The organism is Daejeonella sp. H1SJ63, from assembly GCF_029360775.1.
Taxonomy (GTDB): Bacteria; Bacteroidota; Bacteroidia; order Sphingobacteriales; family Sphingobacteriaceae; genus Daejeonella.
Genome location: NZ_JARKMZ010000018.1, coordinates 34546 through 57258, shown reverse-complemented (window position 1 = coordinate 57258; position 22713 = coordinate 34546). Strand labels below are relative to the sequence as shown.

Here is a 22713-nt window from a genome sequence, read left to right as displayed (position 1 = left end):
TCAATCAATAGCTTTTTTAATAGCCTGCTCAGCAATTGAAACCAAATCTTCAATAGACTTTCCCGGGGGTTCAATGGGTTCCAGCACTTCCCAGCTCATTTTTTCGCCAAAACTTAGGGGGAAAGAGCCGTATTGTACAAATTTCCAGGAGCCTTTGATGGCAATCGGTACAATTAATGCGTGCGGTACTTTTTTAAGGATGGTCGCAATTCCACCTATTGCAAATGGCTTAAGCTTTCCGTTTCTGGAGCGTGTTCCTTCCGGAAAAATTACTGCCGACCAATTGTTGACCTTCATCCGCTCGGACAGTCTTAATATTTCTGCAACTGCCTGCTTACTGTCCTTCCTGTCAATATTAGCTCCGCCGCCATATTTCAAATTGAATGATACGCTTGGTATTCCTTTTGTAAGCTCTATTTTTGAGATAAACTTTGCATGATTCCTTCTCAAAAACCAGATCAGCGGAGGTATATCGTACATACTCTGATGATTGGATATGAAAATTATCGGCCGGTTCTCGGGCAACTGAAAAGGGTTTTTGAAACTGATCCTGCTACCCATAGCGTAATAAGTACTCAGGAGAAGTAAATTCATTAAATCAACAGACTTCTTATGTGCTTTATATCCGCCAAGTTTTAAAGAGAGCCATTGAACCGGATGGAAAACACATAATATCAAACCAAATAATAAGTAGTGTAGCGGACTGAAAATATAGCCTAAAATTTTATTCATTGATTCTTTGTTGAATAGGTTCAAAATTAAAGTTTAACCTTTAATTAGCATCAGCTTAAGTTTCAAAATTGCAGCAACACTTATTGAGTCTGTAATTTCACCATTCATGACCATTTGAAACGCTGTTTCGAAAGGCATTTTTCTAACTGAAAGTTCCTCACTTTCTTCAGGGCTTGATTCGCCGAAGCTGAGCTCCCGGGCGAGATAGATAATCCCCAGTTCATCACTTACTGAATTGGAGAGATGGATTCTTTGAATTTCAGTCCAGGAATTTGCAGTAATTCCTGTTTCTTCAAGTAGTTCTCTCCTTGCTGATTCAAGCGGATCGGTTCCTTCCGGACAGCCTCCTTCCGGTATTTCCCAGCTATATTTTTTAAGAGGAAACCTGTATTGCCCAACAAGCCAGGTATTGTTATTCTCATCGAGCGCAATGATGCCTATCGCAAGGTTTTTAAAATGCACTTCTCCGTAAATACCTTTGCCTCCCCCGGGATTGATTACCTGATGTTCAGTGAGACTGATCCATGGATTTTCATAGATTTTTTCACTTGAAAGTATTTGCCATGGATTAATATCGAATTCATTCATCAATACAATGTTAAATAAAAAAGCCTTCTCTCCGGTAAAGGAAACAAGGCTCTTTTGATATTTTTTGGCAGATTAAGCCAGATTGAACGCTTTTTTCACCTGATCTGTATAATCTAATTTTTCCCAGGTAAACAATTCAACTTCAACAGTTTTGCTTTCGCCGTTTGTTCCTGCGAAAGTTTTGCTTACCACTTCACTCTGACGGCCCATGTGTCCATAAGCAGCAGTTTCAGAATAAATCGGATTACGCAGTTTTAAGCGGGTCTCAATTCCGTAAGGAGTCATGTCAAAAATTGCAGAGATCTTTTGAGCAATCTCTCCGTCATTTAAACCAACTTTAGCAGTTCCGTAAGTATCTACAAAAATTCCCATCGGATCTTTTACACCAATAGCATATGAAACCTGTACAAGAATTTCATCGCATACTCCGGCAGCAACAAGGTTTTTGGCAATGTGACGGGTTGCATAAGCAGCTGAACGATCCACTTTGGAAGGATCTTTACCTGAAAATGCTCCACCTCCATGCGCACCTTTACCCCCATAAGTATCAACTATGATCTTACGGCCGGTTAATCCTGTGTCGCCATGCGGTCCGCCAATAACGAATTTACCGGTTGGATTGATATGATATTTGATAGCATCTGTAAATAATGCCTGAAGTTCAGGTTTTAACTGAGCCTTAACTCTTGGAATCAGAATTGAGATGATATCATCCTGAATCTTCTTTTGCATGTTTGCTTCAGTATCGAAGTCGTCGTGCTGGGTCGATACTACAATTGCATCAATACGAACCGGCTTATGGTCATCACTGTATTCAATAGTTACCTGTGATTTAGCATCCGGACGAAGATATTTGATTGATGAGTTTTCTCTGCGAAGTGCAGCAAGCTCAACTAAGATCTTATGGGCAAGATCAAGAGCCAGCGGCATATAATTCTCAGTTTCGTTTGTTGCATAACCAAACATCATACCCTGGTCACCTGCACCCTGATCCTGCTTCTTAACACGGTCAACACCCTGATTAATATCTGCAGACTGCTCGTGAATTGCTGAGATAACACCGCATGAATCGGCTTCAAACATATATTCAGACTTGGTGTAACCAATTTTACGGATTACATCACGGGCAATTCTCTGAACATCAAGATAAGTCTGCGACTTTACCTCACCAGCTAAAACTGCAAGTCCTGTTGTTACTAAAGTTTCGCAGGCAACTTTGGAATCGGGATCCCAGGCTAAGAAATTATCAATTAATGCGTCCGAAATTTGATCAGCCACCTTATCCGGGTGTCCTTCTGATACTGATTCTGATGTGAATAAATATGGCATAGTGATTTAATTAATTATTTAAAAAAGTAATGACCAGTAATTTAAAGCAGAATGAAGTGGAAAGAAGATTGATCGGAGTAAAAATCGGCAAATTGTTTTAGCACTTTTTTTTACGTGGTTGCAATCAACGCAAATCGATCCACTTTTTTGCATGGCAAAAGTAGGATAAATTTTAAGTTCTAAAAAAAAATAAGAGTATTTTTGGAGCCAAAATCTAAATTTAGTTGAAAAGAAAAATTTTATTCGTTATCAATCCAATTTCAGGCGGGAAGACCAAATATAATTTCCCGGAAAAGGTTAATAAATATCTGGATAACAGCAAATTTGACTCTGAATGTGTCTTTACAGAATATCATGGTCACGGATCTGTTATTGCAAATGAGGCGCTCAGAAATGGGGTCGATATTCTTGTTGCAGTAGGAGGCGATGGAACAATAAATGAAGTGGCATCTGTAGTGGAAGGAACCGATAAAATAATGGGGATAATACCATTTGGATCAGGGAATGGGCTGGCCAGATCTTTAGGGATCCCGCTTGGCGATGTGCAGGCTATAAAAAGAATAAATGAGCTTCATACCAGTAAAATTGATTCAGGCACATTTAACGGCAGGAAATTCTTTAATATGGCTGGTATCGGATTTGATGCACAGATCAGTGCACGTTTTGCTGAAAATGTTAAGCGCGGTCTCAGTAGCTACGTTAAAATAGCTTTCTCAGAAGTTTCCAATTATCGTTCCCAGCATTATCGTCTTTTGATAGACGGGAAAGAATATAAGCATCAGGCCTTTATGATTAGTGTTGCCAACTCATCGCAATACGGTAATAATGCACATATTTCTCCTTTCGCCTCCCTGAATGATGGAATGCTGGATATTTGCATCTTAAAACCATTCCCTCTGTATAAATTTCCTGCATTAGCGCTTAGAATGTTCAGAAAGAATACACATAGATCAAACTATCTGGAGATCATTCAGGGCAGTAAAATTACTATTATCAGAGAGATTGCTGCAGCAGTTCACCTTGATGGTGATCCCTTTAATATGGGAACCGAGTTGAGTATTGGAATCAACCCTAATTCATTAACTATACTTAATTAATTCTATGTCTAAAAAAAACAAGGGCCTTCAGGGAGTTGTATATTCTACAGATCCTGATTTTGAATATATCTCTGATGATTCCGCAACAATGGAAACTTTGGAGCCCCGTTTTCAGGATTTGAGGGTGCAGCTTGACAGAAAACAACGGGGCGGTAAAGCTGTGACTCTGGTTACCGGATTTATAGGTACTTCAGATGACCTTGAAATTCTGGGAAAAAAATTGAAACAAAAATGTGGTGTAGGTGGATCGGCAAAAGATGCTGAGATTATTATACAGGGGGACTTTCGTGAGAAGGTTATGAATATACTCATCGCAGACGGGTACAAAGTAAAAAAAATTGGTTCCTGAATATTTAACAATTTATCATTATACCCCTATAATATGGCTTAAACTACATTTTCTATCAAAAATGTAGTCTTTTTACCTGTTAGTTATTAAGCCTTTTTCTTTGACTTATGTTAGAAATTCTGATTCTGAAATTTTAAGCAATCAATTAAAATCAGGAAAAATTCTGATACCTGATCTCTGGCATTGCAATTGTATCAAATTTTAAACATTATGTAAAAAGTACTGATAATTAATTAGTTATGAATAAAATTGACAATGCTTCGGCTGATTAAACATTAAAATAACATTGGAAATTTGCAATTGCAATAAAAAATAGTTTTCATTGTAAAATGATTGCCTGGTTTGAGAGCAATCTTCTTTTAGAACAGCATGTTTCTTGCTTAATTCTAGGGATGGCTTTGACAGGATTGAATTAATAGAATTAATAAATTCACAAATAATTTTTTATTAAGTCGAAAATTTTATTTTTGTTATCCCGATTAAATCGGGAGACACAAAATTGTATTTAAATTAATTTAGAGTAATATTTACTAACAATACCAAACAAAATCAATTAACTTATATTTTTCAACAACTAAAAACTAAAATTTAAAAAAATGGCGAACGCACCAAAACCAACAACAGCTAAAAAGGAAAGCTCTGGTTCAAGCATTTTTGCAAGTATGTCTATCGTGATGTGTATTCTTGTTGGAATACTATTATGGAAATTCGTAATGGGAGATCCTGCAAACTTTGAAGGTGGAGATCCTGAGAATGGTCACCCGCTACCTGGTAACTATTTCGGAATGGTTTACAAAGGAGGATATATCGTTCCTCTTCTGATGGGATTATTATTAATGGTTGTTGTGTTTTCTTTCGAGCGTTTCTTTGTTATTGGAAAAGCTACCGGAAAAGGAAACGTAGACACTTTTGTTAAGAAGATTCAGTCTCTTATCGGAGCTGGTAATGTTGATTCAGCAATTGCAGAATGCGATAAGCAGGAAGGTTCAGTTGCTAACGTAATCAAGTCTGGCCTTAAGAAATACAAGGAAATGGAAGTTGAGGCTAAAATGGATACTGAGCAAAAATGTTTGGCTATTCAGAAAGACATCGAAGAAGCAACTGCTTTGGAAATGCCGATGTTAGAGCAAAACTTAACAGTAATTGCAACTTTGGTATCAATTGGTACATTGATGGGTCTGTTAGGTACAGTAACAGGTATGATCAAGGCATTCGCGGCATTGTCAAGTGCAGGTTCTCCTGACCAGGCAGCTCTTGCAAACGGTATCTCTGAAGCGCTGATCAATACTGCAACAGGTATTGCTACTTCAGCTATTGCAATCGTTATGTATAACGTATTTACTTCTAAAATTGATAAATTGACGTATGCTATCGATGAGGCAGGTTTCTCAATCGTTCAAACATACGCAAGTACTCATAAATAATAGGTTTTGAAAAATATATTCCGGGTTTATGGAAAACCCGGTTTTTTTTCATCTCTATAGTAAATAGTTTATAATTTAAAAAGAAGCAATGCCTAGAATTAAAGTTGCCAGAAAAAGTACAGCTATCGACATGACAGCTATGTGTGATGTGGCGTTTTTGTTGCTTACCTTCTTTATCCTGACAGCAACAGCTCGTCAGCCAGAAGCACTCCCTGTTGATACTCCGGCATCAACAGTAAAGTTCAAGCTGCCTGATTTGGATATAGCAACACTGACTGTTGGTCAGAAAAAGGTGTTTTTTGGAGTACCGGGTCAACCGATCCGTATCCGCACCCTGGAATTGATGGGCGAAAAATACCAGATTCAGTTCTCTGACGAAGAGAAAAAGCGTTTCTCACTAATTGAGAGTTTCGGAGTACCAATTGGTAATCTGAAGCAGATCATCATGATGAAAGGTGATGAGCGTAATAAAGCCGGATTACAGCCAGGTATTCCTACTGATTCTGTAGGCCAGCGTCCATCTGAATTGCACGATTGGTTGTTATCAGCCCGTTATGCCACTAAAGAGCTTAACAATGTTGATATGCGTGTCAGTATTAAGGGTGATGCAAGGGAAGAATACCCTTCAATCAAGAAAATATTGGGAATCCTTCAGGATCAGAATATTAACAAATTTAGTCTGATTACCTCTCTGAGGGCAGGCGAAGAATAAATCGTATAATTAATATAAAACACGATGGCAGAATTAGACACCTCCGGCGGGGGTAAGGGTAAAGGCGGGAAAGTTAGAAGTAAGAAGCAATCAACACGTGTGGATTTAACCGCAATGGTGGATTTGGCTTTCCTTTTGATTACCTTCTTCATGCTTACCACTACACTGGCTAAACCTCAGGCAATGGATTTGGCCATGCCTGATAAGGAAAAACAAGATCAGCAGGAATTGACGATTGCTGATAACAGAACAATGACCATTTTACTCGGTGCGAATAATCGTATTGAGTGGTATATGGGACTTGTTGATAAACCCCTAACTCCTCCCCAGGTTGATAATTATGGAAGGAATGGAATCAGAAAGGCTTTAATTGAAAATGCTAAGAAAGTTATAGCTACTACTGGTGATCCAAGTAAAGGATTAATCGTTTTGATCAAACCGAGTGATCAGTCAAATTACAGAAATTTTGTGGATATCCTTGATGAAATGAAGGTTACCAATATTGACAGATATGCGATCGTTGAGATCTCTGATCCGGATATTGCTTTGTTGAAGCGTGATGGAATCTACAAGTAATAGTTTAAAACAAGTATTAACCCTTTAAAAAAGTATAGTATGTTAGGGTCTAAAATAGATTTATTCAACCCGCAATGGCTGGATGTTGTATTCGCAGGGAGAAATAAAAGCTATGGGGCGTATGAGTTGAGGAAATCAAATTCCAAAACTACAAGCCGCGCAGTGATTATTGGTTCTATACTCTTTATTTTAGTGGTTTCATTACCGCTGATTATAAGATATATCTCCGGAATCATGCCAGAAGAAGAAAAGGTGAAAATCACCGAAGTGGTTCTTCAACCTCCACCTCCAATTAACAAAGAAGAGTTGCCTCCGCCTCCACCGGAGCCACCAAAGCCTAAAATTGATCAGATTAAGTTCCCTCCTCCTGTAGTTGTTCCGGCAGCTGAAGTTAGGGATGAAGAGCCTCCTACAGTTGAAGAGCTGAAAGTTGCTGACCCTGGTCAGAAAACTATTGAAGGTGATCCAAACGCTGATATCGTAATTGATGAGCCTGTTGGTGAAGCTCCGAAAGAAGCTGAAGTTGTTGAGGATAACAATATCCGCGATTTTGCGAGTGTTGAGGTTCTTCCTGAATTCCAGGGTGGAATGGCAGGATGGGGTAAGTATCTTCAGAAAAACCTGAAATATCCTCCAATGGCTCGTGAAAATAATATCACAGGTCGTGTTATTATGAGTTTCGTTGTAGAGAAAAATGGCCAGTTAACTGATATCAAAGTTCTAAGAGGTATCGGTGGTGGTTGCGACGAAGAAGCTATCCGTGTATTGAAAAATGCACCAGCATGGAAACCAGGTATACAAAATGGTCGCCCGGTAAGGGTTGCCTATACAATGCCTATATTCTTCCAGTTGGCAGGACAATAGTATTGATGTCATCTTTTAATAAAGAGCAGAAAAAACAGAAATCGCCCGCAAAGCGATTTCTGTTTATTTTAGGGCTGGGGATGTTCTCCCTTTACTTTGCATTAGGGATTGCGATTATTTTTTGGAAAGATTTTCCATTAAATCTTGAATTTAAGTACAGAATTGCTTTTGCAGTTCTTCTGGTAGTTTATTCTTTTATCAGATTTGTAAGATTACTTCGTTCTAATACCTGATATGAAAAATTTAAAGCCAATATTTTTTACGGTATTAACCCTTATACTTCTTTCGTGCAGAAATGAAAAAGAAGTAAAAGAGCAATCTTATACCAGCGGTAAGGAAAGCATTCTTGTTGATGAATCTTTTGCTCCTATACTCGAAGATGAAGAATATATATTTGAAAGTGCTTATCCCGATGCCAGTCTTGATCTGATCATGAAATCTGAAAATGAATTATTAAATTTGTTTTTAAGCGATAGTGCTCAGGTTGCGGTGTTGTCAAGGCTGCTTACAAAGGAAGAAAGTAAATATTTTGAGTCTAAGAACATTAAAATCCGGATTAATCGTTTTGCGATCGACGGAATAGCACTTATTTCGCATAAGTCATCCATTGATTCTACTGTTGATGTAGCTGATATTATCAGTAGACTGAAGGGACAAAACTCAGCAATTAAAAGTCTGGTTTTTGATAATGCGAATTCAAGTACAATCAGATATTTTAAAGATCTGGCAGGAGTTAAGGAAATACCTTCAACAGGTATTTATGCTCTTAAATCCAATAGTGATGTACTTAAGTATATCAATGATAACCCGGGGGCTATTGGAGTGGTTGGTGTCAACTGGATAGTACAGCCACCGGTTGAACTTGAAGGTATAGTTGAGAATTTAAAAATATTAAGTGTTAGGAATGTAAAGGGTAAACCGGGATCGGATGCTTATTATAAACCTAATCAAAATGACATTGCTTTGGGACTTTATCCATTGACACGGTCATTATATATTATTAATTGCGAGGGAGGAGCTGGTTTAGGCACAGGTTTTGCTTCGTTTCTTGCAGGAGATCGCGGACAGAGAATTGTACTTAAATCAGGATTGTTGCCTGATAGTATTCCTTCCCGTGAAATAAATATTGTAAATTAAACTAAAAATTGAATAAGATGAACAAGGCAGTTAAGATAACCCTGGGTTTGATATTAGTTGGTTCAGCAGTTTTTGCTCAGAGTTTAACTGATGCCAGGAAGGCTATTGATGCAGAACAGTATCAAAAAGGTAAGGCTATTTTAAATTCATTAACCAGTTCTCAGCCAACAAATGCTGAAAACTTTTTCTATTTAGGTAACCTTTACCTCACTACATCATCAATATATATCAGACCTGATTATATTGATTCAGCTAAAACCGCATTCAGCAAAGGGATTACAGCTAATGCAGAATATGCATTAAACTATGTTGGATTGGGTGCAGTTGAGCTTGCTAAAAAAGGAAGCCCAAAGGCAAACTTTGATAAGGCTATTTCTCTGACAAAGAAAAAGGATCACATGACTGACCTTTACATTGGAAGAGCTTATGTTAATGCCCCAACTCCTATGATTTCAGAGGGTTTGGTGCATCTTGAAAAAGCCAAAGCTTTAAATGACAAAGACGCTCAGCTATATTTAGTGCTTGGTGATGCATACCGCACGCTGCAAAAAAATGGTGAAGCATTCAGTGCATACAGAAGTGCATTTGATCTGGATAAGACTTTCCTGAGATCTAAGGTAGAGTTAGGAAAGATTAATAAAATGTCTAAAGCATTCCCTGAAGCAAATGAGGAGTTTAACAGTGTAATAGCACTTGATGCTAATTATGCTCCGGCATATCGCGAATTGGCTGAGACTTATTATTTATGGGCATGGGAGTCTAAAAAGGAATATGCTGATCGTATGCAGAAAGCATTACAGTTTTATGAGAAGTATATGGATCTTACTGACCGTTCATTAGATTCCCGCTTACGTCATGCAGACTTCCTTTTCTTAGCGAAGGATTTTAAATCTCTGGAAAGAGAAGCTAATGAAATGGCAAAACTTGATAAAGTAAATCCAAGAGTATTACGTTATCTGGCTTATTCTGCTTTTGAAAATGGAAATTTTGCTTCAACTGCACAGGCCCTGAAAGAATTCATTTCTAAAGTAGAGCCTTCACGTATAATTCCTCAGGATTATCTTTACCTGGGAAGAGCCCAGATGAAAGATACTACCATGTTTACAGAAGGTATGGCTAATATTACTAAGGCGGTTGAACTTGATTCAAGTAATGCAGTTGTAATGAGTGAGATTGGTCAGAGCTTATATAAAGCCAAAAAATATGTTGAAGCTGCTAAGGCTTACGAAATAGCTATTAAGAATCCTGAAAGAGCGCTTCTTGACTACTATTGGTTAGGTATGTCATACTACTTTACCTACGGTGCTCAGAAAGCAGCTAACCTTAATCCTCCTAAAGATCTTCTTGTAAAGGCAGATACAGCTTTCAGTTATCTTGTTCAGCGTTCTCCAACAACTCAGGCTGGCTGGCAGTATCGTGGCCGCATTAATCGCTTAATGGACGATGAGAACGATAGTCAGGGTTTGGCAGTGCCATTCTATGAAAGATATGTAAATCTTGTTACTGTTGAAAAACCTGAACTTGCAGCTAAGAGTTCGGTTGGTCTGATTGAAGCATATAATTATTTGGGCTCTGTTGCCGCAAGAAAGGATGGCAATAATGTTAAGGCTAAAGAATACTTTGATAAAGTTCTTGCATTAGATCCTGCCAACGTTACTGCTACACAGGCTGTAAAGGCGATTGACGGAAGTAAATAAAATTAAAAAATATAAATAAGAGAAGCCTCTGAACATTGTTTAGGGGCTTCTTTTTTTTATATTTGCGTCGTAAAACTTAAAAATGGAAGCACAAAGTACCTCCCTTAATTATTTGCCTATAATTTTTCAGATTCTCGTGGCATTAGGTTTTGTTGTTATGACGATGTCTATTACGCACTTAATCGGGCCTAAACGTAAGACTTCTGATAAACTTGTTGCTTTTGAATCAGGAATTAAGTCAGTTGGTAATGCACGTCAGCCATTTTCTATTAAGTATTTCTTAGTAGCCATTTTATTTGTCCTTTTTGATATTGAGGTAATTTTCATGTATCCATGGGCCGTCAATTTCAGGGAATTTGGTGTAAATGGGTTGATTGAGATGTTTGTATTTATGGGAACGCTTCTCCTGGGCTTTATTTACATCATTAAGAAGAAAGCACTGGACTGGGAATAGCATTTAGACTGTTTCTAAATAATGGTTTAAGGAATTGAAAGCATTTAAATTCATAAATTTGGGCTCATTTCAGACTAGTTTGAATTGGGCTTTTTCTTTAGAGAGACTATGAGTGAAGTAAAATTAGTAGAAGCGCCTCCGGGTATTGAAGGATCGGGTTTCTTTGCAACATCTTTGGATAAGGTAGTGGGGCTGGCAAGATCACATTCCATGTGGCCTTTGCCTTTTGCAACTTCCTGCTGTGGAATTGAATTCATGGCAACCATGGGATCGCACTATGATTTTGCTCGTTTTGGTTCTGAAAGACCAAGCTTCTCGCCCCGTCAGGCAGATCTTTTGATGGTTATGGGAACCATTGCCAAGAAAATGGGACCAGTATTGAAGCAGGTTTATCTTCAAATGGCCGAACCCCGTTGGGTTATAGCTGTTGGTGCCTGTGCAAGCAGCGGTGGTATATTTGATACATATTCAGTAATGCAGGGGATAGACGAAATTATTCCTGTTGATGTTTATGTGCCGGGTTGCCCTCCACGTCCTGAAGCAATTATTGATGGCTTCAATAAAATACAGGAACTCGTAAAGAATGAATCACTTCGCAGAAGGGATTCTCCTGAATATAAAGAATTACTAAGTAGATACGGAATCCAGTAATGGGCAAGCTCAGCAATCAACAGGTCATACAAAGTATAACTTCAGCATTTGGAGACAGAATTTCTGTTCCTGCTGAACCTTTTGGCTTACTTACATTTGAAACAAGTGCTGAGAATATCAGCGAAGTGCTCCGTTTCCTCAAAGAGGATAAGGACCTGAAGTTTAATTATCTGACCGATATTACAGGAATTCATTTTCCTGAGCAGGAACTGTCAATTGGTGTAATTTATCACCTTCACAGCCTTTATAATAATGTTCGTGTCAGAGTTAAAGTGTTTATTGACGGTAAGAACCCGCATATACCAAGTGCCACCCCTTTATGGAATGGCGCTAACTGGATGGAACGTGAGACCTATGATTTCTTCGGAATTATGTTTGACGGACATCCGGATTTGAAAAGAATATTAAATGTAGATGAGATGGAGGTTTTTCCAATGCGCAGAGAGCATCCGCTTGAAGACCCGAATCGTGTTGATAAAAAGGATTATTTCTTCGGAAGATGACGAATCACCCTATATTCACAGATAACGACCCTCAGAAGGAAACAATCACTCTGAATCTTGGTCCTACTCACCCTGCAACTCATGGTGTATTCCAGAACGTACTGGAAATGGATGGCGAGCGGATTGTAAGTGGTGTTTCTACTATCGGTTATATTCACCGTGCATTTGAAAAAATTGCAGAGCACCGTCCTTTTTACCAGATTACTCCTCTTACTGATCGTCTGAATTATTGTTCGTCTCCTATCAACAATATGGGATGGCATATGACGGTTGAAAAGCTATTGGGCATTGAAACACCAAAGCGTGTAGATTACCTGAGGGTGATAGTAATGGAACTTGCCCGTATTTCTGATCATCTGATCTGTAATGGTATTTTGGGTGTAGATACCGGTGCATACTCTGGCTTCCTTTATCTGATGGAAGAAAGAGAACATATCTATGAGATTTATGAAGAAATCTGTGGTGCACGTCTGACAACAAATATCGGACGTATTGGCGGATTTGAACGTGATTTCAACGACATTGCCTTTGCCAAGATCAACAGATTTCTGGAAAAATTCCCTCCGATTCTGAAGGAGTTTGAAACATTGTTTAACCGAAACAGAATCTTCATTGAACGTACCTCAGGTGTAGCTACTGTAGATCCTGAAACCGCTTTGAATTACAGCTGGAGCGGACCGATTCTGCGCGCAACCGGTGTTGATTATGATGTCAGGGTCAATGAACCTTATTCTTCCTATCAGGATTTTGATTTTGAAATTCCGGTAGGCACCAGCGGTGATGTTTATGATCGTTTTATTGTTAGAAACGAGGAAATGTGGCAGAGTCTGAGTATTATCAGACAGGCTATGCAAAAACTTCAGAACGAGCCTAAGGGTGTTTTTCATGCGGATGTTCCTGAGTTTTACCTGCCTCCGAAAGAACAGGTATATAATAATATGGAAGCCCTGATCTACCATTTTAAAATTGTAATGGGCGAGATCGATACTCCCAAAACTGAAGTTTATCATGCAGTGGAGGGTGGTAACGGTGAATTAGGTTTTTACCTTGTAAATGACGGGGGCAGATCGCCGTATCGTTTGCATTTCAGAAGACCAAGTTTCATCAACTACCAGATGTATGCCCCGATGAGCGCAGGTATGTTATTATCTGATGCCATCATCAATATGAGTAGCTTGAACGTAATTGCAGGAGAATTAGATGCTTAGTGTAACTGAACATAAGGAAATTGAATTTTCATCAGACCTGATTAAACAGTTTGATGAGATTGTAAGTCGTTATCCTCAGGGAAAACAAAAATCAGCATTACTGCCGGTACTTCATTTGGTGCAGGCTGAATACGGCTGGGTTAGTCCCGAGGCCATGGATAAAGTTGCTGCTTACCTTCAGATCAACCCGATCGAAGTTTATGAGGTGGCTACTTTTTATACCATGTTCTTTCTTCGTCCGCAGGGTAAATATGTACTCGAAGTCTGCCGTACAGGCCCGTGTTGTCTGGTAGGTGCAGAAAAGATCATGAACCATATTGAAAAAACTCTGGGTGTAAAAGAGGGAGAGGTTACTCCTGATGGTAAATTTAGCTGGAGAGGTGTTGAATGTCTTGCTGCCTGTGGAATGGCTCCTGTATTGCAAATCGGTCCGGAATACACTTTTTATGAGAATCTTACCGAAGAGAGCGTTGATAAACTGATAGAAAATTTAAAAAATAAGATATGAGATATCAGATGAGGGAAATGATTTTATATCAAATCTGTTCCCCAATCTTAAATCTCAGTTTCATATCTAAATAAGCATGGCGCGCAAGTTATTATTTGAGAATATTAATGTACCGGGTATCCATACTCTGGAGGTTTATCGTCAGCATGGCGGATACCGGTCGGTAGAGAAGGCTTTAAAGACCATGACCCCCGAGGCTGTGGTTGAGGAGGTTAAGACCTCGGGCTTACGCGGTCGCGGAGGTGCGGGTTTTCCTACCGGCATGAAGTGGAGCTTTCTGGCAAAGCCTGAAGGGAAAGAGCGTTACCTGGTATGTAATGGTGATGAGTCTGAACCGGGAACGTTTAAAGATCGTTATCTGATGACCCATATTCCTCACTTACTGATTGAGGGAATGATTGTTGCCAGCTATGCACTTGGGGCTAAAACATCTTATATCTATGTGCGGGGCGAGATGATGCCACAGATCCGTATTCTTGAAAGAGCAATTGCTGAAGCAAAGAATGCAGGATTATTAGGAAAAAATATACTGGGATCGGGTTACGACCTTGAGTTATATGTACAGCCGGGTGGTGGAGCTTATATCTGCGGTGAGGAAACTGCATTAATTGAATCTCTGGAAGGTAAGCGTGGTAATCCAAGGATTAAACCACCATTTCCTGCTATTTCAGGTTTATATGCATGTCCTACAGTAGTAAATAACGTGGAAACCATCGCAGCAGTTGTTCCGATCATTAATGACGGTGGTGAAGAATACGCCAAGTTTGGTGTTGGAAGAAGTACAGGTACTAAACTGATTTCTGCTTCAGGTAATCTGAAGAAGCCCGGAGTATATGAGATTGAACTCGGACTTCCTGTTGAAGAATTTATTTACTCAGAAGAATATTGTGGTGGTATTGCAAATGGCAAAAGATTAAAGGCGGTTGTTGCGGGGGGATCTTCTGTACCAATTCTTCCGGCTAATCTGATCCTCAATACCATTAATGGCCAGCCGCGTTTAATGACGTATGAATCACTATCCGATGGCGGATTCCAAACCGGAACTATGCTTGGTTCAGGTGGTTTTATTGCTTTTGATGAAGATCAGTGTATTGTAAGAAATACCTGGAACTTCTCAAGATTTTATCACCATGAGAGCTGTGGTCAGTGTTCTCCATGTCGTGAGGGTACCGGATGGATGGAGAAAGTGCTTCACCGCCTGGAATATGGTCATGGCAAAATGAGCGATATCGACCTGCTGGTTGATGTATCGAAAAAGATTGAAGGAAATACAATTTGCCCTTTGGGTGACGCAGCTGCCTGGCCTGTTGCCAGTGCAATCCGTCATTTCAGGGATGAATTTGAATGGCATGTAAACAATCCAAAGGAAGCGATGGAGCGGAATTATGGATTGGCAAAGTATGCAGATCCATTGCCAAAACTGGAAGAGGTTGCAAGTCAAAATTAAAAATTAAAAAGTCAAAAATTTGGACGGAAAGCCCTTTGATATTAAGCACAGGTGTTATCATTTTTCAAAAGATATCATTTCAATTATATCTGAGGCACAAATAGAAAAAATACATTTTTCAATATTTGACCAGCTTTTAAGGAGAGGAGTGCTACATCAATTGGAGCCGATGTTGTTGAAGGAAAGTCCGGTAGTTCAAGAAAGGATTTTAAGAATTTTTATACAATAGCCTTAAAATCTGCAAATGAAACAAAATATTGGATTTGTCTTATTAGAGATATAGGATTATCAAAGGTTGATAAAGAAGAATTAGATAGTTTATTAAAAGAAGCTGACGAGATTTCAAAAATTATAGCTGCAATTATTATTAATCTTAATAAGTAGTTTTGACTTTTTGAATTTTGACTTTTGAATTTTAAACAATGAGCGAAAAAGTTAAAGTTACAATAGATGGAATAACGGTCGAAGTAGAACCGGGAACAAGTATTCTCAATGCTGCACGTCAGATTGGAGGAGATATTGTTCCTCCAGCTATGTGCTATTATTCTAAACTTGAAGGAAGCGGTGGTAAGTGCCGTACCTGTCTGGTGAAAGTGAGTAAGGGGTCTGAAAAAGACCCGCGTCCCATGCCAAAATTGGTTGCATCCTGCCGTACAGGTGTAATGGACGGCATGGAGGTGCAAAATATTACTTCGCCTGAAGTGATTGAGGCAAGAAAGGGTGTTGTCGAGATTCTTTTGATCAATCATCCCCTGGATTGCCCTGTTTGCGATCAGGCCGGTGAATGTCATTTACAGGATCTTTCCTTTGAACATGGTGTTGCTGATACCCGTTATGAGTTTGAACGCCGTACTTTTGAAAGAATTGATATTGGCGACAAGATCCAGCTTCACATGAACCGCTGTATTTTATGTTACAGATGTGTTTACACTGCAGATCAGATCACGGAAGGACGCGTGCATGGAGTTTTAGGCCGTGGTGACGCTTCTGAAATTTCAACCTATATCGAAAAGGCAATTGATAATGACTTCTCCGGAAACGTAATTGATGTTTGTCCGGTGGGAGCTTTAACAGATAAAACTTTCCGCTTTAAGAACCGTGTTTGGTTTACAAAGCCGGTAGATGCACACAGAGATTGTCCGAAATGTAAAGGAAAAGTAACCTTATGGTATAAAGGAGAAGAGGTTTTGCGTGTTACCGGCCGTAAGGATCAGTTTGGCGAGGTTGAAGATTTTATCTGCAATACCTGCCGTTTTGAAACAAAAAATACAAGTGATTGGGTAATTGAGGGGCCGCGTCATATTGCGCATACTTCTGTAATTTCCGCTAATCATTATGAAATAGCTCCGACTCCTGTGATCAAAAAGAATCAGGTATTGATCGAAGCCAATAAAATAGAATTTGACAGAGCAACTAAGGTCTGATGGAACTAGCATTTATAATAGAAAAATTTATTTTAATTACGGTCATATTTTTGATCACCCTGACTATTGCAGCCTATTCAACACTTGCTGAGAGGAAAATTGCAGGGTTCCTTCAGGACAGGGTTGGACCTAACAGAGCTGGACCGGGGGGGATGTTTCAGCCGCTTGCCGATGGTTTAAAGATGTTTTTTAAGGAAGAAATTATTCCGGCAGAGTCAAGTACTACTCTGTTTATTCTCGGACCTTCTCTTGCTTTGTTAACGGCATTAATTGGTAGTGCGGTTATTCCATGGGGAGAAAGTGTTCAGATTGCCGGTACTCTGGTTAGTTTGCAGGTAACGGATATCAATGTGGGGATTCTTTATATTTTTGGTGTTGTATCCCTTGGTGTTTACGGTATTATGATTGGTGGATGGGCATCTAATAATAAATTCTCTTTGATGGGTGCAATACGTGCAGCATCTCAGAGTATCAGTTATGAGATTCCGATGGGCTTATCTATAATTGCATTGCTGATGACCACAAATACCTTAAGTATGAAGGAAATTGCTGAGCAGCAGCATGGCATCAACTGGAATATTTTCTATCAGCCGCTTGGATTTCTGATTTTCCTGGTTTGTTCATTTGCAGAAACTAACCGTACTCCGTTTGACCTTCCGGAATGTGAAACTGAGCTGGTTGGAGGGTATCATACCGAATATTCCGGATTCAAAATGGGAGCATTCATGTTTTCAGAATACATCAATATGTTTGTTTCATCAGCGGTAATGTCTACTCTTTATTTCGGCGGTTATAATTATCCCGGAATGGATTGGGTAAACAGTATGGCTGGTCCATTGTTCGGCCCGCTTGTTGGAATGGCTGTACTGATTCTGAAAATATTTGCATTTATATTCTTCTTTATGTGGGTGAGGTGGACTGTTCCGCGTTTCAGATATGATCAGTTGATGAATCTTGGATGGAAAGTACTGATCCCTCTGGCAATTGCTAATATTGTAATTACCGGTATTGTGATCACGATTATTGATAAACTATAAAAGCTTGTCCTGAAGAGGAAAGAAAAAAATTATAAATAAAAACCCCTTTTAGGAGGATTTAGGGTCTATGGAACCATTAAGTAACAGGAAAAAAGTTTTAGAACAGAAACCGATGAATTTCTGGGAGCGTTTATATCTCCCTGCAATTTTTCAGGGTATGGGAATTACTTTCAGGCATATGTTCAAGAAAAAAGAAACTGTTTTTTATCCTGAAGTTCAGCGTGAGTTTTCCGAGAATTGGAGAGGCATGCATTCGCTGAAAAGGGATGAGCAGGGTCGCGAGCGTTGTACTGCCTGCGGATTATGTGCACTTTCATGTCCGGCTGAAGCTATTACCATGATAGCCGCTGAAAGGCAAAAAGGTGAAGAACAGCTGTACCGCGAAGAGAAATATGCAGCAGTATATGAGATCAACATGCTGAGGTGTATTTTCTGCGGACTTTGTGAGGAGGCATGTCCTAAGGAGGCTATTTATCTGGATGGACCTATTGTTCCTGCTGATTACTTAAGAAAAGACTTTATTTACGGTAAGGATAAATTGGTTGAAGAACCAATGAAGTTATCATAAGCATTTTCTGACCTGATAAAATAATATTTGGGAAAGCCGGATCCTGTTAAAATTTCGGCAGAAATTATACCTTTGCCCCGATTCGGAGTGAAGATTAAAATATAGTATAAATGAGTATATCTCTTTTTTATTTAGTTGCTTTATTATCCATATTCTTCGCCCTTATGGTGATTTTTTCGAAGAATCCGGTACATAGCGTGCTTTATCTTATTGTCACATTCTTCACCTTTACCATTCATTATATTTTATTGAATGCACAGTTTCTGGCAATAGTTAACTTCATAGTTTATATGGGTGCGATCATGGTTCTTTTCCTGTTTGTGCTCATGTTGCTTAATCTCAATGAATCTTCTACTGAATACAGATCCAACATCATGAAAATGGTTGGATTAATAGCCGGGATGTGTCTGGTGATTACACTGGTTGGATCTGTTAAGGCATTAAATGCTTCTGATCCATTGGTGCTTCAGACTCAGGATCTCGGATTGGTTAAAAATCTTGGTAAAGTTTTGTTCAGCAAATTCTTATTGCCATTTGAAATTTCATCTATACTCCTGCTTTCAGCAATGGTTGGAGCGGTTTTATTAGCTAAAAAGGATATTAAACAGGTATAATAATGGAAAATTTAACTCAGACACTTCAGGGCGTTCCTTTAAATCATTATATCCTGCTTAGTTCAATCATCTTTACCATAGGGGTTATTGGTGTTTTGATCCGTCGTAATGCGATCGTAATTTTCATGTCAGTTGAGCTGATGCTTAATGCAGTTAATTTATTGCTTACAGCATTTTCAGTTCATCATAATGATCCTTCAGGACAGGTATTTGTATTTTTTATTATGGCATTGGCCGCAGCAGAGGTGGCGGTAGGTTTGGCGATCATTGTGATGATCTACAGAAATACTAATTCTACTGATGTAAATATTTTGAATAAACTTAAGTGGTAATAGCGAATTCTGAGTCAGGCGAAGATTTTTTGAATCTAAATCTGATCAGGACAAATAGAATATAAGAATGATAAATTTAGTCTGGTTAGTTCCATTATTTCCACTTTTAGGATTCCTTATTAACGGTTTAGGGCGTAATACGCTTTCGAAAACCATTATTGGTTTTACGGGATGTCTTGCAGTACTTGCTTCATTTGCTGTGAGTCTGGGGATATTCTTTGAACTGAACTCTTCAGAGGCAAAATCTTTTCTGATCCCGGTATTTGACTGGATCAGTGCGGGTAATGTAAAAGTACCGTTTTCATTTCTGGTAGACCCTCTGAGCGCATTAATGTTGCTTATTGTAACAGGTATAGGCTTTTTGATCCATGTTTATTCAACCGGGTATATGCATCATGACGCAGGTTTCGGGAAGTTTTTCTCATACCTGAATCTGTTTATATTCTTTATGCTTCTTCTGGTACTTGGATCTAACTACGTTGTTATGTTCATAGGCTGGGAAGGCGTAGGACTATGCTCTTATCTTCTTATTGGATTTTGGTTTACCAATTCATCTTATGCAAGTGCTGCAAAAAAGGCATTTGTGATGAACCGTATCGGAGATCTTGGATTCCTTATTGCAGTATTCCTGATTTTTACAACGTTTAACAGTGTAGAATTCGCTAATGTATTTCCGCAGGCAGCTGCCATGGCTTCCGGCGATTCAATGTTGATTCTGATTACCACCCTGCTCTTTGTTGGAGCAGTAGGTAAATCTGCACAAATTCCATTATTCACCTGGTTGCCTGATGCAATGGCAGGACCAACTCCTGTTTCAGCTCTTATTCACGCTGCAACCATGGTAACTGCGGGTATTTATATGATCGCCCGTTCAAACATTCTGTTTACTCTTGCACCTTCAACATTGGGGTTAATCTCAGTTATTGGTTTGGCTACTTTATTCCTTGCAGCTTCAATTGCGCTTTCTCAAACTGATATTAAAAAGGTTCTGGCTTATTCAACAGTGTCTCAGCTGGGGTATATGTTTTTAGGTTTGGGTGTAGGCGCTTATACAGGAGCTTTCTTCCATGTAATTACTCATGCATTTTTTAAAGCATTATTGTTCCTTGGAGCAGGTTCTGTTATTCATGCAATGAGCAATGAGCAGGATATGAGAAATATGGGCGGACTAAAAAAGAAACTTCCGGTCACTTTCCTGACTATGATGATCGGCACGATCGCTATTGCAGGTTTGCCGCCTTTCTCAGGCTTCTTTTCAAAAGATGAGATTCTTGCGCATGTTTACGAGCATAACAAAGTATTCTGGGTAATAGCGGTTGTTGGTGCCATGTTCACCTCGTTCTATATGTTCAGAATGATGTATCTGACTTTTAACGGCAGTTTCCGTGGTACCTCAGATCAGGAACACCATTTACATGAATCACCTTCCTCAATGACTATCCCTCTGATTGTTCTGGCAGTTTTATCTGCAGCAGGAGGTTTAATTGGTATTCCTGCCGTTTTAGGTGGTGGTCACTGGCTGGCTTCATTTCTGGCTCCGGTATTTGAAGCTTCGAATGCCAAAGCCGGTCACCTTACTTTAGATCATACAACTGAATATATCCTGATGGCTGTTTCAGTTACTGCCGCACTTATTTCTATGCTTTATGCTTACAGCCGTTACGTAAAGCAGGGGCATGTTCCTGCTGATGACAGAACAGAACGTGGTACGCTTTCCCGTTTATCATACCATAAATTTTATATCGATGAGATTTATGATTCATTAATCAGCCGCCCTTTGGATTCATTATCTGCCTTCTTCTACAGAACAGTGGATAAGCTGGGTATCGATGGAATAGTAAACGGCTTTGGTAAGGGTGCGGTTGAGGCTAGTAAGGGTTTCAGACTGCTTCAATCGGGTATGGTAGGCTTCTATATTTTGATGATGGTTGCCGGAATTATAGCATTACTGGTTTATAGTATGTACAAACTTTAATATTAAGGAGTAGAACGAATTAAATGGAAATTTTACTATTACAGCTTTTTATTCCGCTGATTGCTGCACTAATCATACTTGTGGCGGGTAAATCCGCAGCAAGAGGTCTTGCTGGTGCCTTCTCTTTAGTATCACTGCTTATCACGGTTTATCTTTATCTGAATTTTATTCCCGATGCAAGTACTCAGTTTCTTGTAAATATGGCATGGATACCTCAGTTCGGCATACACTTTAAAGCCGGAGTTGATGGTATCAGTATGGTGCTGCTGCTGTTAACTAATATTCTTATTCCGCTGATAATTTTATCGAGCTATAAACAGGATATCAAAGATCAGAGTGCATTTTATGCATTGATATTATTCATGCAAAGTGGCTTATTGCTTGTATTTACCGCTCTGGATGCATTTCTTTTCTATGTTGGATGGGAAATTGCCCTGATCCCGGTTTACTTTATTTGCGCATTATGGGGTGGAGAAAATCGTATACGTGTAAACCTTAAGTTCTTTGTCTATACTATAGCAGGTAGTCTTTTGATGCTGCTTGCAATTATCTATCTGCATTTACAGACTCCGGGTAACAGCTACGATATAGCTGAATTCTACAAACTGGAGCTTGATGCTGCTACGCAGTCATGGATATTCTGGGCTTTCTTTATTGCCTTTGCAATAAAGATGCCTGTCTTTCCTTTCCATACCTGGCAGCCTGATACGTATACTGAAGCACCTACCGCCGGTACGATGCTGCTTTCAGGTATCATGCTTAAAATGGGTATTTACGGAGTAATCCGCTGGTTAATTCCGGTTGCACCGCTTGGTTTCAATGCCTGGGGCGAAACAGCATTAATTCTTTCCATTATCGGTGTTGTTTATGCTTCAATAATTGCCTTTACCCAGAATGATATTAAGCGTTTAATAGCTTATTCCTCAATAGCGCACGTTGGACTCATTTCAGCGGGTATTTTTGCCTGGAATGTTCAGGGTGTTCAGGGAGCAATGATACAGATGCTCAATCACGGGATCAACGTAGTTGGTATGTTTTTCATCGCTGATATTATTATACGCAGAATGAACACCAGAGAACTCAGTGATATGGGTGGTATTGCCAAACCCGCACCTGTACTAGCGATTACATTTCTGATTGTACTTCTGGGAACAGTAGCATTGCCATTAACCAATGGTTTTGTTGGCGAGTTTCTCCTGCTGATGGGGATATTTAATTATAATATCGGATACTCTGCCATAGCCGGTTTAACCATTATACTTGGTGCGGTATATATGCTCAGAATGTATCAAAAAGTAATGCTTGGCGGGGTAAACATCAGAACTTCTGCCTTCAGCGATCTCGACACGACTGAAAAGTCAGTGCTGATCATCATTTCAATTCTTATCCTATTCATCGGGGTTTACCCCCAGCCGGTTCTGAATATTTCAGAATCAGCTGTTATTAACCTGTTAGATCAGGTCAACCAAAAGATTTTAGTTAAATAA

24 protein-coding genes are annotated in these 22713 nt (G+C 39.2%); 21 read left to right on the top strand and 3 right to left on the bottom strand.

Annotation, left to right across the window (positions count from 1 at the left end):
* The 3 genes from P2W72_RS05780 to metK form a co-directional block, all read right to left on the bottom strand.
* Positions 1-732, bottom strand: a complete 732-nt coding sequence (locus P2W72_RS05780; protein ID WP_276359969.1) for a lysophospholipid acyltransferase family protein — start codon at positions 730-732, stop codon at positions 1-3.
* Positions 733-765: 33 nt separating this feature from the next.
* Entirely contained in the window at positions 766-1320 is a 555-nt protein-coding gene (locus P2W72_RS05775; protein WP_276359968.1) for an NUDIX hydrolase, read from the bottom strand.
* A 72-nt stretch (positions 1321-1392) separates the two neighbouring features.
* Positions 1393-2649, bottom strand: coding sequence for a methionine adenosyltransferase (metK, locus tag P2W72_RS05770; protein ID WP_276359967.1), 1257 nt, complete (start codon positions 2647-2649; stop codon positions 1393-1395).
* A gap of 224 nt (positions 2650-2873) precedes the next feature.
* On the opposite strand from metK, the gene P2W72_RS05765 reads away from it, so the two are divergent.
* From P2W72_RS05765 to P2W72_RS05665, 21 genes are all read left to right on the top strand, one after another.
* Complete coding sequence (locus tag P2W72_RS05765) at positions 2874-3746, top strand: diacylglycerol kinase family protein (RefSeq protein WP_276359966.1); 873 nt, start codon at positions 2874-2876, stop codon at positions 3744-3746.
* Between the two features lie 4 nt (positions 3747-3750).
* Positions 3751-4095: a translation initiation factor gene (locus P2W72_RS05760; RefSeq protein ID WP_276359965.1), complete on the top strand. Its 345-nt coding sequence runs from the start codon at positions 3751-3753 to the stop codon at positions 4093-4095.
* Between the two features lie 596 nt (positions 4096-4691).
* On the top strand, positions 4692-5519 hold the full coding sequence (locus tag P2W72_RS05755; protein WP_276359963.1) for a MotA/TolQ/ExbB proton channel family protein: 828 nt from the start codon (positions 4692-4694) through the stop codon (positions 5517-5519).
* Positions 5520-5607: 88 nt separating this feature from the next.
* Complete coding sequence (locus tag P2W72_RS05750; RefSeq protein ID WP_276359962.1) at positions 5608-6231, top strand: biopolymer transporter ExbD; 624 nt, start codon at positions 5608-5610, stop codon at positions 6229-6231.
* Positions 6232-6255: 24 nt separating this feature from the next.
* On the top strand, positions 6256-6807 hold the full coding sequence (locus tag P2W72_RS05745) for a biopolymer transporter ExbD (RefSeq protein WP_276359961.1): 552 nt from the start codon (positions 6256-6258) through the stop codon (positions 6805-6807).
* A gap of 39 nt (positions 6808-6846) precedes the next feature.
* Positions 6847-7671, top strand: a complete 825-nt coding sequence (locus P2W72_RS05740; protein ID WP_276359960.1) for an energy transducer TonB — start codon at positions 6847-6849, stop codon at positions 7669-7671.
* A 234-nt stretch (positions 7672-7905) separates the two neighbouring features.
* Positions 7906-8808: a substrate-binding domain-containing protein gene (locus tag P2W72_RS05735; RefSeq protein WP_276359959.1), complete on the top strand. Its 903-nt coding sequence runs from the start codon at positions 7906-7908 to the stop codon at positions 8806-8808.
* Between the two features lie 17 nt (positions 8809-8825).
* Entirely contained in the window at positions 8826-10505 is a 1680-nt protein-coding gene (locus tag P2W72_RS05730; protein ID WP_276359958.1) for a hypothetical protein, read from the top strand.
* An 82-nt stretch (positions 10506-10587) separates the two neighbouring features.
* Positions 10588-10959, top strand: coding sequence for an NADH-quinone oxidoreductase subunit A (locus tag P2W72_RS05725; RefSeq protein WP_276359957.1), 372 nt, complete (start codon positions 10588-10590; stop codon positions 10957-10959).
* A 108-nt stretch (positions 10960-11067) separates the two neighbouring features.
* Positions 11068-11610, top strand: a complete 543-nt coding sequence (locus P2W72_RS05720) for an NADH-quinone oxidoreductase subunit B (protein WP_276359956.1) — start codon at positions 11068-11070, stop codon at positions 11608-11610.
* A complete protein-coding gene (locus P2W72_RS05715; protein WP_276359955.1) occupies positions 11610-12113 on the top strand; it encodes an NADH-quinone oxidoreductase subunit C in 504 nt (167 codons plus the stop codon). Before P2W72_RS05720 ends, P2W72_RS05715 begins: the two co-directional genes overlap by 1 nt.
* The gene (locus P2W72_RS05710) at positions 12110-13321 is read left to right on the top strand and encodes an NADH-quinone oxidoreductase subunit D (protein ID WP_276359953.1); all 1212 of its coding nucleotides are present in this window, start codon (positions 12110-12112) and stop codon (positions 13319-13321) included. Before P2W72_RS05715 ends, P2W72_RS05710 begins: the two co-directional genes overlap by 4 nt.
* Positions 13314-13829 carry an NAD(P)H-dependent oxidoreductase subunit E gene (locus P2W72_RS05705; RefSeq protein ID WP_276359951.1) on the top strand — a complete coding sequence of 172 codons (516 nt, stop codon included), beginning with the start codon at positions 13314-13316 and terminating at the stop codon, positions 13827-13829. The genes P2W72_RS05710 and P2W72_RS05705 overlap by 8 nt, the downstream gene beginning before the upstream one ends.
* A 76-nt stretch (positions 13830-13905) precedes the next feature.
* Positions 13906-15276, top strand: a complete 1371-nt coding sequence (nuoF, locus tag P2W72_RS05700; RefSeq protein ID WP_276359950.1) for an NADH-quinone oxidoreductase subunit NuoF — start codon at positions 13906-13908, stop codon at positions 15274-15276.
* Positions 15277-15698: 422 nt separating this feature from the next.
* Positions 15699-16700: a 2Fe-2S iron-sulfur cluster-binding protein gene (locus P2W72_RS05695; protein WP_276359949.1), complete on the top strand. Its 1002-nt coding sequence runs from the start codon at positions 15699-15701 to the stop codon at positions 16698-16700.
* A complete protein-coding gene (gene nuoH / locus P2W72_RS05690; protein WP_276359948.1) occupies positions 16700-17737 on the top strand; it encodes an NADH-quinone oxidoreductase subunit NuoH in 1038 nt (345 codons plus the stop codon). Before P2W72_RS05695 ends, nuoH begins: the two co-directional genes overlap by 1 nt.
* A 67-nt stretch (positions 17738-17804) precedes the next feature.
* The gene (locus P2W72_RS05685; RefSeq protein ID WP_276359947.1) at positions 17805-18305 is read left to right on the top strand and encodes an NADH-quinone oxidoreductase subunit I; all 501 of its coding nucleotides are present in this window, start codon (positions 17805-17807) and stop codon (positions 18303-18305) included.
* 110 nt (positions 18306-18415) lie between these two features.
* A complete protein-coding gene (locus tag P2W72_RS05680; protein ID WP_276359946.1) occupies positions 18416-18919 on the top strand; it encodes an NADH-quinone oxidoreductase subunit J in 504 nt (167 codons plus the stop codon).
* Between the two features lie 2 nt (positions 18920-18921).
* Positions 18922-19251 (top strand): NADH-quinone oxidoreductase subunit NuoK, encoded by a 330-nt coding sequence (nuoK, locus tag P2W72_RS05675; protein WP_276359945.1) that lies wholly within the window; start codon positions 18922-18924, stop codon positions 19249-19251.
* A 67-nt stretch (positions 19252-19318) separates the two neighbouring features.
* Positions 19319-21226, top strand: a complete 1908-nt coding sequence (nuoL, locus tag P2W72_RS05670) for an NADH-quinone oxidoreductase subunit L (protein ID WP_276359943.1) — start codon at positions 19319-19321, stop codon at positions 21224-21226.
* Positions 21227-21249: 23 nt separating this feature from the next.
* Complete coding sequence (locus P2W72_RS05665) at positions 21250-22713, top strand: NADH-quinone oxidoreductase subunit M (protein ID WP_276359942.1); 1464 nt, start codon at positions 21250-21252, stop codon at positions 22711-22713.